This is a genomic window from Myxococcus eversor (assembly GCF_010894455.1).
Taxonomy (GTDB): domain Bacteria; phylum Myxococcota; class Myxococcia; order Myxococcales; family Myxococcaceae; genus Myxococcus; species Myxococcus eversor.
The window spans coordinates 125,123-137,423 of sequence record NZ_JAAIXY010000025.1 but is presented as its reverse complement, the minus strand read 5'-3'; the positions used below and the strand labels follow the sequence as shown (position 1 = coordinate 137,423).

Below are 12,301 nucleotides of genomic sequence, written 5' to 3'. Positions count from 1 at the left end.
GGGCTCAGGGGCGCAAGATAGCGTCGACCGGGACGGAACGCGCGGCCCTCTCGCTCTCGCGCTGACGGGCGGCTCGGGACAGGGCCGCGGACATGCCCACCACCACCATCACCAGCGGCACCGCGCACAGGAGGTCGGTGGCGTAGTGGAAGCGCCCGGCCAGCGTCGCGACGATGAGGCCGATGCCCGGCAGCAACATCACCCAGAACAGCTTCCGGGAGAACCGCCACGAGTAGAACAGCACCACCAGCGTGGTGCCGGTGTGGCCCGACGGGAAGCAGTCCCGCCCGAACAGCGGCCGGCGCATGATGGAGTCCAGCATCGGCGTCAACGTGCCCTGCAGGGGGGCGGCGAACGAGTCGATGAGGAAGTAGCGAGGCCCCACCGCGGGCACCAGCGAGTACGCCGAGTAGTTGAAGATGAAGAGCAGGCCCAGGCCCAGCAGGTACTCGTCGAACTCCGCCGAGGCTCCGTGCGCGCGGCGATACAGGCCGATGCCCAGCACCAGCGGCCACACGAAGTGACCGTAGTAGCAGAGCATCAGCACGTCGTTGAGCCAGGGCGGCACCACGTGCGCGAACACCACCGCCGCCTGGAATCCGAACATGCGCTCGTCCGCCGCCACGAGCTGCGCGTCACGAAGGAACGGGTTGAGCGTGTCCACCACCGGCGACAGCCAGGAGTGCGTCAGCACCGCCACGGGCAGCAGCCAGAAGTCCGCCATGACCGTCAGCCAGCGCTGGCGAGGGAACCAGGACTCCAGCGTCCGCAGCACCAGCGGACCGGCGGCCATGGAGGCGAACATCCCCGCGTTGGGAATGGCTTGCGGTGCCCACCGGCCCGGTCCGAGCAGGACAAAGGCCCCGAGCGAGCACGCAATCACGATGATGAGGTCCACCGGCCCCAGTCGGACCTGCGCACCACGAGGGCCATGGGAGGAGACCCAGCCACGGAGGCTCTGGAAGGTCACGAGACTCACGCCGATTTCCGCTCCCCTGATGGCGCGGCGGCCTGGCCGGCCATGTCGAGCTCCAGACTCTGGACGACGGCGACCTCCCGCCCGACCGAGCCCCCCCTCTCCTTCCAGCGCTCCAAGAGGGCAAGCAGCGCGGGGAAGAAGACCGTGGTCCCCAAAAAGGTGCACACGACCCCAAGTAGCGCAATCTGTCCGATGCTGCGCAGGCCCTGATGGTTGGCCACGAGCAGCGCGCCATAGCCGGCCGCGTTCGACAGCGTGGCCACCACGGCCGCAAGGCCCGTGTGCCGCACCACCTTGCCGAGCGAGCCGGGGCCCTCTTCCTCGTACCGGTGGTACAGGTGGATGGAGTTGTCCACGGCGATGGCCAGGAGATTCGGCAGCACCACGGCGTTGATGAAGTTGAGCTGCACGTCGAACAGGTACATGCCGCCCGCGAGGCACGTCATGCCCAGGAACAGCGGGCCCGTCACCAGCAGCGCGCGCTTCAGGCTGCGCAGGCTCAGCAGGATGACGAAGAACACCACCGCCGCCGCGGCGCCGAGGATGAGCGTGCCGTCGCCCTGCACCAGCGCGAAGATGCGCGCGGCGATGCGGTTGCTGTCCAGCACCGACATCTCCACGCCCCGCGCCGTCGCGCCCTCCACCACCTGGTCGATCTGCGCGGCCCAGCGCTTCAAGTCCGCCGTGTCGTAGTTGGACACCGAGGGGAACAAGAGCAGGAAGGTGCCCTGGCCATCGGTGGCGAGGAAGCGATGGCGCACCTCCGCCGGCAGCGAGTCCAGGCCATACGGCTTCGCCTCCACCATCTGCTCGAAGTCCTTGAGGCGCGGGTCCTCGTGCGCCGCCTCGGGCAGCCCCTGGAGCAGCGTCCGGATGCCGGAGATCTCCTTCTCCCGGCGCTCCAGGTCCGAAGGCACCAGGTCGTTCAAGGACGTGGTGCGCAGGAACACGGAGTCGGCGCCGTTGCGCTGCTTCACCTCTGCGATGACCTCTTCCACCTTCGCCGCCTGGGTCAGGTCGTCGACCAGGAAGATGGCCGGATTGAGCGGCTGCCCGAGTTGCTCGGTGACGTGGTCATCCAGCCGCGAGGCCGGCGAGTCGCCCTTGAGCTTGCGCATGTCCGTCTCGAACCCCAGGCGCGAGGCGATGGAGACGGAGAACGCGGCGAAGCCGACCACCGCCAGGGCAATCAGCGCGATGACCGACGTGGGCCAGCGACGCCACTCACGCGCCGGAGCGGAGGGGGCCACCGGCGCGTCCGGGACGACCTCCGACGGCGCGGGCTCGCCGTCCTTGCGCGCGGGGCGCAGCCGCTCGGCGATGGCCAGCAGCGACGGACCCAGCGCATAGGCCGCGATGACGGCGAGCAGCACGCCCAGGCCCGCCAGGAAGCCGAACTGGTTGAAGGCGTGGAACTGGGCCAGGAGCAGCACGAAGAAGGCCGCCGCGTTCGTCACCGCGGAGGTGAGCGCGCCGCTGAACGTGCCTCGCACCGCCGTGGCCAGCGCGTCGCGCGACGAGCGCGTCCTGCGCTCCTCCCAGTAGCGCATGCACAGGTGCACGCCGTACTCGATGCCCAGACCGATGAGGATGGCGACCAGGAAGCCCGTCACCACGTTGAGGTGGCCGATGGCGAGCTGCGCGACGCCGAACGTCACCAGCAGGCCGACGACGACGGGCACTCCGACGACGGCCAGCGCGGCGATGCGCCGGGTGGCCAGGAGGATGAGGCCAATGGCGATGAGCGCGGACAGCGTACCGGCGCGCGACAAGTCACTGCGCATCACCGCGTCCTCTTCGATGCGGTTCTGGAAGTTGCCCGTGGCCTCCAGCTTCACGGCCGGGAAGCGCTCCGAGGCGAGCGTCCGGCCGGTGCCCATGGCCAGCTCCACGAAGCGGCGCGCGAAGTCCAGGTCTCCCGCCGTCCCCATGGGCTTGAGCATGAGGTAGACCTCGGTGCCATCCGCGTTGGCCAGGTACTCGTTCACCGGCGCGTTGGGCGAGTGCTTGCGGGCAATCTCCTCGAAAGTCGGAGGCGGAGGCGTGGCCCCCAGGTCGATGTAGAAGGGATTGGCCCGCTGTCGCTCGTAGCGCACCCGCGCCGCCAGCTCCGTGCGCAGCTCCGCCAGCTTCTCCGCGGGCAACAGCAAGAGCCCGTGACGACGGAAGAACTCCACGTCGTAGTCGTGCTCGACGTAGCGGACCTCCGGGAGCGCCTCCAGCCGCGACTTCAGCTCGCTCGCGTAAGCCTTCAGCCGCTCGGGCGTGTCTCCCTTCGCGACGATGACCAGGTACCCGTCCCCGCCCGCCTTCCGCGACACGCGTGTCAGGTCCTGGACTTCACGGGCTCCCTGCGGAAGGAGCTCCACGAATGAACCACGAAACTCCAACCGCGACGCCAGTGCCATACCGCCCGCGGCGAGCAATGCGCAGATCAGCAGCACGTACCAGGGCCGGGAGACCGCCGTCTGGATGAATCCCTCGAACCACCGTTGCCGCAGAGACCTGGACACCGTCCACTCCTCGATGAATGCCGGGCTTAGCAAATTCCCGGCCATTCTTGGCCCCCGCAAACAACGGGCGCCAAGAAAGCCTTCCGCCCGTCAATCAGGTGCCGCCGGACGTGCGGCCGAGTACACACGGTGCTTTCCATTATCCACTGGAAGACGGTGTGAAGCGGCGGGGTGCCACCAAAGCGATGGTGCTGTCAAGGCATGGGCCTCAAAGGGACTCTCGCATGGGACTCAAGCGACAGTCCGCGCCTTGACACTGCCGCTCGGCCTCTTTATTCACCGCCCCGCGTCCCCCGAGGGAGGTCGACGGACGCAAGGTTGCCCCCGGCTCGGAATGAGCCCTGCATGGTGAGTGGCGACCGGAGTTCCGCATCCGCCTGACAGGCGAAAAACCCTCCCCCGACGCAGACATACAGAAAGACCACAGAACACCATGAGCGACGTCTTCGACAAGTGCAGCAATTGGAAGGACTACCGCATCGCGAAGGCCACCGGCCTCTACCCCTACTTCCGCGTCATCGAGGCGTCGCACGGCGCCACGGAGGTGGAGATCGAGGGCAAGCGGGTGATCATGGTCGGTTCCAACAACTACCTCGGCCTGTCGGCGGATCCGCGCGTCAAGGAAGCGGCGATCAAGGCGACGGAGAAGTTCGGTACGACGTGCTCGGGTTCGCGTCTGTTGAACGGCACGCTGGCGCTGCATGAGGAGCTGGAGGGACGGCTGGCGAAGTTCCTCAACCGCGAGTCGGCGCTGGTCATCTCCACGGGCTTCCAGACGAACCTGGCGCTGGCGTCGATCCTCGGCCGGCACGACATCGTCTTCAGCGACCGGCAGAACCACGCGTCGCTGGTGGACGGCATCCGTCTGTCCTTCGCCACCGAGCGCAAGTTCCGCCACAACGACATGGACCACCTGGAGCAGTTGCTCTCCCAGGCGGATCCGAACGCGGGGAAGATCATCATCACCGACGGCGTCTTCTCCATGGAGGGAGATGTCTGCAACCTGCCGCGCATCACCGAGCTGGCGAAGCGGTACAACGCCCGGGTGATGACGGATGACGCGCACGCGATGGGCGTGCTCGGTGAGAAGGGCCGGGGCACCTCGGAGTACTTCGGGCTGGAGAAGGAGACGGACCTCGTGATGGGGACGTTCTCCAAGAGCTTCGCGTCGCTGGGCGGCGTGCTGTCCGGTCCGTTCGACGTCATCAACTACATCCGCCACAAGTCCCGCTCGGTCATCTTCTCCGCGTCGATGACGCCGGCGTCCATCGCCTCGGCGCTCAAGGCGCTGGAGATCATCGAGGCGGAGCCGCAGCGCCGCGCACGCCTGCTGGACATCGCGGAGAAGATGCACAACGGCTTCCGCGCCATGGGCTTCGACACCGGCGTATCGGTGTCGCCGGTGGTCCCGGTGCACATCGGCGACCAGGTGAAGTGCTTCCGCTTCTGGCGCGCGCTGCACGAGGCGGGCGTCTTCGCCAACCCGGTGATTCCGCCGGCGGTGGAGGCGGGCCACGCGCTCATCCGCACCTCGTACATGGCCACGCACACCGACGCGCAGCTGGACCGGGTGCTGGACACCTTCGAGACCATCGGCCGCAAGCTGGGCGTGATTCCGGAGACGCGCCCCACGGTGTACGAGCCGGTGCAGATCGCCCGCCCGGGCACGTCCGTGCGCTCCAACAAGGCGAGCGAGAAGTGGGCGGCGGGCTCCGCCGGTCTGCTCGCGGACAAGGGCGGCATCACCCTGGAGCAGTTGCAGCGCATGTCGTCGCGCGAGGTGGCCGGGAAGATTTTCGACGCGGTGGAGCAGCTCACCTGGCGCGCGGCCAACCTCCAGCCGGAGGACCTGCGTCAGCTCCGCTCCGCGCCCATGAAGCTGTGGGAGAAGCGCGGCGCGCTGCCCGGTCTTCTCCTGGAGAAGGGCGCCCACTTCTTCATGCGCAACGGCACCGACGGCAATCCCGCCGAGAGGTCCTGATCCACCATGGCCCTACCCGCCGAGCCGCCCGCGACGCAAGCCGTCCTCCCTCCCCTTCCCGCGGATGTCCTGGTGACACCCGTGCGGGGCGCCACGGCGCGGATGACGTTCATCCGCTTCCCGGCCTCGCTGTACGCGAATGATCCGAACTGGGTCCCGCCGCTGGAGATGGAGCGCAAGGACTTCCTGGACCCGAAGAAGAACCCCTTCTTCGAGTACGGCGAGGTGGAGCTGTTCCTCGCCCGGAGGGGCCAGGACGTGGTGGGCCGCATCGCCGCCATCCGCAACCCGCGCCACCAGGAGATCCACGGCACCAAGGAAGGCTTCTTCGGCCTCTTCGAGTGCGTGAATGACGCGGGCGTCGCGCGGCTGCTGCTGGACGCGGCGGGGGCGTGGCTGAAGCAGCGCGGGCTGGATGCCATGCTCGGGCCGGCCAACTTCTCGTCCAACCAGGACTGGGGCCTGCTCGTCGACGGGCACGACGTGCCGCCGGCCATCATGATGCCGTACAACCCGCCCTACTACGCCGCGCTGCTGGAGGCGTGCGGGCTGGTGAAGGCGAAGGACCTGCTCGCCTACGAGCTGTCCGCGTCCGCGCAGCCGCCGGAGAAGGTGGTGCGCATCGCGGAGAAGATGCGCCAGCGCGAGGGCATCACCGTGCGCGCGGTGAACCTCAAGGACTTCGCCAACGAAGTCGACCGCATCCGAGACATCTACAATTCGGCCTGGGAGAAGAACTGGGGCTTCGTCCCCTTCACCGACAAGGAGTTCGACCACCTGGCCAAGGACATGAAGACCATCGTCCGGCCGGAGCTGGTGCTCATCGCCGAGGTGAAGGGCGAGCCGGTGGCCTTCTCCATGACGCTGCCGGACGCCAACCACGCGCTCAAGGCCGCCAACGGGCGCCTGACGACGTTCGGCCTGCCCATCGGACTGGTGAAGCTGGCGCTCGCCTCGCGAAGCATCCGCCGCCTGCGCCTCATCACCCTCGGCATCAAGGAGGGCTACCGACGCCGAGGGCTGGACGCCATCCTGTACCTGGACACGCTGCGCACCGCGCACCGTCTCGGATACTCCGGTGGAGAGATTTCCTGGACGCTCGAGGACAACCACCTCGTCAACCGCGCCATCGAGTCGATGGGTGGCAAGCGCTCCAAGGCGTACCGCATCTATCAGCGCTCGCTGTAATCCCCCGGGAGTCTCCTCGTGCGCTTCCTCCTCACCGGTGGCACTGGCTTCATCGGCCAGCGGCTCGCGAGCCGCATCGTCGAGCGGGGTGACTCGCTCACGGCGCTCGTGCGCGCGAGCTCCCGTCGCGACGCGCTCGCATCCCTTGGCGCCCGGTTCGCCGTGGGGGATTTGACGACGGGCGAGGGCCTGGCCGAGGCCGTGCGCGACGTCGACTGCGTCCTGCATCTGGCCGGCGTCACCAAGGCCCGGGAGCCCGCGGGCTACTTCGAGGGCAACGCGAATGGCACCCGCCGCGTCGCGGAAGCCATGGCGTCGCTCCCCCGCCCTCCCCGGCTCGTCTACTGCTCGTCGCTGGCCGCCGCGGGGCCGTCCACGCCGCAGCGTCCGCGCCGTGAGGAGGACCCTCCCGCGCCCGTCTCCATCTACGGCCGCAGCAAGCTGGGCGGCGAGGACGCGGTGCGCGAGCTGGCGGACCGGGTCCCCTCCGTCATCGTCCGGCCCCCCATGGTCTACGGCCCGGGCGACGTGGAGTTCATCCCCTCCGTGATTCCCATGGCGGAGCGAGGCCTGGCGCTCAAGAGCGGCTTCGGGCCCAAGCGCTACTCGCTCATCCACGTGGATGACCTGAACACCGCGCTGCTCGCGGCGGCCGAGCGAGGCCCCACGCTGGACAAGGCGGACCCGGCGCGCGGCGTGTACACCGTGTCCGACGGCGTCGAGTACACCTGGGAGGAGCTGTGCGCCGCGGTGGCCCTGGCGATGGGACTCAAGGCGCCCACCGTGCTGCCAGTGCCCGACAGCGTGGGCTACATGATTGGCCTGGGCTCAGAGGTCATTGCCCGGCTGCGCGGAATCACCCCCATCCTCAACCGCGACAAGGTGCGGGAGATGACGTGCGCCGCGTGGACGTGCACCACCGAGCGCGCCTCCCGCGAGCTGGGCTTCCTTCCCACCATCTCCCTGGCCCAGGGACTCGTGGGGACGCTCGCGTCGTATCAGCAGCTCGCGCGCACCTGAAAAGACGAAGGCCGAGGCCCCTCGCATGGGAGCCCCGGCCCTTGAGTGTCTTGGTGAAGCGAAGTCCGGCTCAGCTCACTTCGTCGGACCGGCCGAGCCACCCGTGGCCGAGCCCGCCGCACCGGAGGCGCCCTTCGCGGACTGCGCGGCGTTCTCCTTCTCCAGCTGAGCCCGCTTGGTCTTCAGGGTGGAGAGCAGGCCGTCGAAGCCCTTGGTGCTCAGCAGCTTCTGGAACTGGCCCTTGTACGTGTCCACGAGGGACACCTCGTCGGTGACGACGTCGTAGATGCGCCAGTCGCTCTTCGCGTTCGACTTGTACAGGCGGTAGTCGACGGGAATCTGGTCCTTCTTGAGGGTGAGCGTCGTATCGACGGTGGCCTCGGCGCCTTCAACCGACTCCTTGCCGTACTTCACCTCGGCCTGGGCCTGGCCGATGGCCTTCTGGGCGTAGGAGGCGCGCAGGAGCCCCGTCATCGTCTCGGAGAAGTCCTTGCGCTGTGCGGGCGTGAGCGTGGCCCACGTCTTGTCTCCGAGGGCTCGCTTCGCCAGCTCCTGGAAGTCGACGAACTTCTCGACGACGGAGGCGAGGGATTCGACGGTGGCGCCGGGCGCGTTGGCGGCCTTCTGCACATCCGCGTTCCCGGACTTCACGACTGAGAGGGGACCAGGCGCCGCGGCAAGCAGGGTGGCGGCAAGCAGGGAAGCAATCATGGCTTTTCGACTCCGTGAAGGAGGACGGTACAGCGGACAGACGCGGCGCCCCGATTATTCACCCGGGGCGGGTGGCGTCCCCGTGACACGGGCGAGGGCCGCCATTCCCAACCGGACGTCGAACCAGCTCTTCGACCGGTCGCCTGTAACCTGCGCATAGGCCGTGAAGGCGTCCACCAAATCGCGCGTTTCTCCCGTTCCCAAATCGAAAGCGGCGAACGCGGCGGTGACCCAGCGGCGCGCGCTCTTCTCCGCGTCCGTATAGGCCTTGGCGCGAGCCCACGCGGCCACCAGCTCGCCATGCACCTTGGACACCTCCAGGCGGATGCCGGCGTGGATCTGCTTCTCCTGCGCGCGCAGCTTGTCGAGCTCCGCCCGCGCCTGATCCAACTGCGCGTCTTTGATGGGGATGTCGAACGTCCCGCGCACCACCAGGCCCAGGCCGGCGGTGCGGTCATTGTACGGGTCATACGCGAAGGGGCTTCGCTGCCGCGTGGCGCTGGTGGTGAAGCGCACGTCGTAGAAGCCCGCCAGGCCCAGGTCCGGGAAGTAGGCCCGTTCACGGATGAGCACTTCGGACTCGCGGGCGATGATGCCGGCGGCGATGGCGGTCAGCTCCGGCCGGTACTGCTCGGCCAACGCCAGCGCCCGCTCCAGTGACGGGGGCTGAATCTCCGACTCGGGCGCCAGGTCCTCCTCCACCACGTCCACCGCCACGCCCGGGGCCGCGTTGGCCAGCACGCCAATGGCCGTCATCGCGAGCGCGCGCCCCTGGATGGCGTTCGCCTTCTGGGCCTCCACTATCTGGCGGAAGAAGCGGACCTTGTACGTGTCCACCTGGGACACCTGGGGGGACTCGTCCTTCAGGAGCGCGGCGATTTTCTCGGCGGCGTCCTCCAGTCGCTTGGACACATCCTCGAGCTGCTGCACACCGGAGCGCGCGAGCTGGTAGCTGAAGTACGCCTGCGCGGCCTGGAACCCCGCTTCGTCCCGGGCACGCTCACGCAGCGCCGCGCCGAGGATGGGCCCCTGCGCACCTGCCTTCTTCAGCGCGGTCAGCTTGCCGAAGGTGAAGAGCGGCAGCACCGCGTTGCCGGAGGAGAAGACGGTGATGCCGACCTTGCCGAAGTTGGTGTCGCCCTCGAGGGACGCCTCGGTGGTGGGGGGCCCGCCGAGGCCGTCATTGCGCGCCTCGGGAATCGGGCCTCCGGCGCCCACGGAGATTTCGAACTTGGGGAACCACGCCCAACGCGCCTGCTTGTAGAGCGCCTCGAACTTGCGCAGCTCCGCGCTCGCCTCCTCGACACGGGAGTCCGTCGCGCGCGCACGCTCCACCAACTGCTCCAGCGTCAGGGGCGCGGCCTTGGCGGCAGGTGCCTCGGAGTCCGGCACTTTCGCCACGTCGTCCTTGGCCTGCTGGGCTTCTCGCGCCGTCTCGCGCATGGGCGCTGGTGACACCGTGCGGCCACCGCCCGAGGGATTCGTCGACGTATCCACCGTCTCCGGGGCAATCGTCGGCGGACCGGGCGGAAGGCTCGCATCACCACTCCCGCCTCGCGTCGGAGAGGGCCCTTGCGGCGCGGAGGTGCTCGGCGTGGTGGGAACCGCGGTCCCCGTGCCGGGCGTGGGTGTCGAGCTTCCCGTCCCCGTCCCCGTCCCCGTTTGGCCGCTGGTTCCCGTTCCGGTGGTGCCGGTGGTCGAGCCTCCGGTGGTCCCCGTCGTTCCCGGCGTCGCGCCACCGCCCTGCCCCGTGGAGCCTGGTGTGAACTGCGCGGCTGACAGCCCCGCCGCGAGCACCAGCGCCACTGTCACGCCTCGATCCAGGTGTCTGCGCATTGCTCGGCCTCTCGCAGGCCCCATATCCGAGAAGCCCGCGACGAACCCATCGGAAACGAAAAAGGCCCGCCAGGTTTCCCGGGCGGGCCTTTCTACTTCAGTGTGGAGCTAACCGGGATCGAACCGGTGACCTCTTGAATGCCATTCAAGCGCTCTCCCAGCTGAGCTATAGCCCCGTCTTTTGCTGCTGGCCGCCTTGGGTTGCGGCCCGACGTCGAAAGTGGGTGCCTTCTACCGTTTCTTGTTCCCAGGGCCAAGAACTGTTTGCGGCTTCGGTGCGTTTTTTCCAACCTTCAACCGCTCGGCGACCTCTTCACCTTCCTTCAAGATATCGGTGAGCTCGCGAGCGTGCGCTTCGGCTGCCTGCTCGGCCGCTTCGATGGCCTTGAGCGCGGGAGCGAAGCCCGCGGGAAGCAGCAGCTTGCCCTTCTGGATCTGCCGATAGACGAGGTCGCCCAGCTCCTTCAGGGCGCGCTCCTTCTGATCCTTCAGCACGGTGGCCTTGGCGTTCGCACGGGCCAGGTCGGTGTTGCGCTCCACCGCCTCGCGCAGTTGCGCCAGACGGGCCTGCGCCGCCTGGAAGGCCTCGTTGATCTGCTTCACCACCTCGGACTGCTTCGCGTCGGCCGCCACGTGGGTGACACCCCTTGAAGAACCAATACTGGCGTAGCGTGTGGGCTCGCCGACTGTCAACCCTGCCCCGTCGTCCGGCGCAGCCGCGCGGCGAAGAACCCGCCCCCCGGCACCTTCGGCGGCAGGGCCTTGAGGTACGGCCCATGGGCCGCCAGCGCGGCCCGTTCCGCTCCGAGCACGTCCGAGACAGGCTCCAGAGTGAACTCCGGGTGCCTGGCAAGGAAGCCCTCGACGACGGCCTCGTCCTCGTCCGGCAGCACCGAGCAGGTGGCGTAGACGATGAGCGCCCCGTGCTTCGCCTGGCGGGAGACCTCCTCCAGGAGCTCGGACTGCGTCGTCTGGTACTTGGCGATCTCCTGCGCGGTGAGCTTCCACTTCTGATCCGGCTCTCTCGCCAGCGAGCCCGTGCCGCTGCACGGCGCGTCGATGAGCAGCACGTCCGCGTCGGACAGGGGCAGCGGATGCGGGAAGGCCACCTGCCGCAGCGAGAAGTGACGCACCCGCTCACGGGCCTCGGCCAGCCGGCGTCGGGAGCGATCTCCCGCGAGCACCCGACCCGAAGGACCGACGAAGTCCGCCAGCGCCAGCGTCTTGCCGCCCGCACCGGCGCAGACATCCGCGACGGTGAGCCCCGTCAGCGAGCCGCCCGCAGGACGGCAGACCTCTGAGATGAGCTGGCTGCCCACGTCCTGGACTTGAAGGCGCCCCGTCTTCATCATCCGCGTCTCGAAGACGCGATGGCTCGAATCCACCACGCGCACCGCGTCCGGCGCGGCGAGCACCGCCTCCGCGGCGACGCCCTCCGCCACCAGCGCCGCCAGCACTTCGTCCCGCGTGCCCGGAGGCCTGACGCGGAAGTGCAGGCCCGGCTCCTCGTCGAGCGACGACAGCAGTCCCTCCAGCGTGGCCTCGTCCGGGTACGCCTGCGCCAGCTTCTGCACCAGCCAGTTGGGGAACGAGTACCGGATGGCGAGCCGGTCCACATGGGCGTCCGGCAGCGGCGCCTCCGGCAGCTCCGACTCCGCCACCTTCTGGAGAACCTCGTCCTTGAGGGTGCGCGGCCTCACCGGTCCGGGCAGCCGCACCTCCGGGCCGATGCGCGTCCAGGTCTCACCACAGAAGATGCGCCGCCACAGCACGTACCGCACCAGGGCCTGGTCCTCCGTCATCACCAGCTTCCCCGGCGGGTGGCCCAGGAGCTTCGCGGCCAGGTCCAGCAGGCGCTGATGGCGGGACAGCTCACGCACGGCGAGCGCGGCGAAGCGCCGCTCCTGCCCCCCGAGCCCATCCGCGTCCCGCAGCGCATTGGCCAGCGCGGCCTTCAGCGGATCCCCCTGCAGCACGGCGATGTGTGCTTCCAAGGCCGCCGTCGCCGCCCTGCGCGAGGGACGACCCAGACGTGCCGCATCATGCGGCGTTGTAGGCCAAACAGTGTCCACG

9 protein-coding genes and 1 tRNA gene are annotated in these 12,301 nt (G+C 68.7%); 3 read left to right on the top strand and 7 right to left on the bottom strand.

All coding sequences use genetic code 11. The features are described 5' to 3' along the window. Positions 1–4: 4 nt before the first annotated feature. Positions 5–970 carry a phosphatase PAP2 family protein gene (locus G4D83_RS38215; protein WP_240357058.1) on the bottom strand — a complete coding sequence of 322 codons (966 nt, stop codon included), beginning with the start codon at positions 968–970 and terminating at the stop codon, positions 5–7. 5 nt (positions 971–975) lie between these two features. Beyond that, a complete protein-coding gene (locus tag G4D83_RS38210; RefSeq protein ID WP_176435395.1) occupies positions 976–3,492 on the bottom strand; it encodes an efflux RND transporter permease subunit in 2,517 nt (838 codons plus the stop codon). A 433-nt stretch (positions 3,493–3,925) separates the two neighbouring features. Between G4D83_RS38210 and G4D83_RS38205 the strand changes: the two genes are divergently transcribed. The 3 genes from G4D83_RS38205 to G4D83_RS38195 are packed head-to-tail and all read left to right on the top strand — an operon-like array spanning position 3,926 to position 7,681. Next, complete coding sequence (locus tag G4D83_RS38205) at positions 3,926–5,473, top strand: aminotransferase class I/II-fold pyridoxal phosphate-dependent enzyme (protein ID WP_163869843.1); 1,548 nt, start codon at positions 3,926–3,928, stop codon at positions 5,471–5,473. A 6-nt stretch (positions 5,474–5,479) separates the two neighbouring features. Further along, a complete protein-coding gene (locus G4D83_RS38200; RefSeq protein WP_163869842.1) occupies positions 5,480–6,661 on the top strand; it encodes an N-acetyltransferase in 1,182 nt (393 codons plus the stop codon). An 18-nt stretch (positions 6,662–6,679) separates the two neighbouring features. After that, positions 6,680–7,681 carry an NAD-dependent epimerase/dehydratase family protein gene (locus tag G4D83_RS38195; protein ID WP_163869841.1) on the top strand — a complete coding sequence of 334 codons (1,002 nt, stop codon included), beginning with the start codon at positions 6,680–6,682 and terminating at the stop codon, positions 7,679–7,681. Between the two features lie 75 nt (positions 7,682–7,756). Here the strand turns inward: G4D83_RS38195 and G4D83_RS38190 are convergent, their stop codons facing one another. From G4D83_RS38190 to G4D83_RS38170, 5 genes are all read right to left on the bottom strand, one after another. Then, positions 7,757–8,392: an MlaC/ttg2D family ABC transporter substrate-binding protein gene (locus G4D83_RS38190; RefSeq protein ID WP_163869840.1), complete on the bottom strand. Its 636-nt coding sequence runs from the start codon at positions 8,390–8,392 to the stop codon at positions 7,757–7,759. Positions 8,393–8,446: 54 nt separating this feature from the next. Next, the gene (locus G4D83_RS38185) at positions 8,447–10,228 is read right to left on the bottom strand and encodes a TolC family protein (RefSeq protein ID WP_163869839.1); all 1,782 of its coding nucleotides are present in this window, start codon (positions 10,226–10,228) and stop codon (positions 8,447–8,449) included. A gap of 103 nt (positions 10,229–10,331) precedes the next feature. After that, a tRNA-Ala gene (locus tag G4D83_RS38180) sits at positions 10,332–10,404 on the bottom strand. A gap of 55 nt (positions 10,405–10,459) precedes the next feature. Further along, positions 10,460–10,861 carry a hypothetical protein gene (locus G4D83_RS38175; protein WP_176435392.1) on the bottom strand — a complete coding sequence of 134 codons (402 nt, stop codon included), beginning with the start codon at positions 10,859–10,861 and terminating at the stop codon, positions 10,460–10,462. Positions 10,862–10,917: 56 nt separating this feature from the next. Further along, positions 10,918–12,222, bottom strand: coding sequence for an RsmB/NOP family class I SAM-dependent RNA methyltransferase (locus G4D83_RS38170; RefSeq protein ID WP_420826690.1), 1,305 nt, complete (start codon positions 12,220–12,222; stop codon positions 10,918–10,920). Positions 12,223–12,301: the final 79 nt, after the last annotated feature.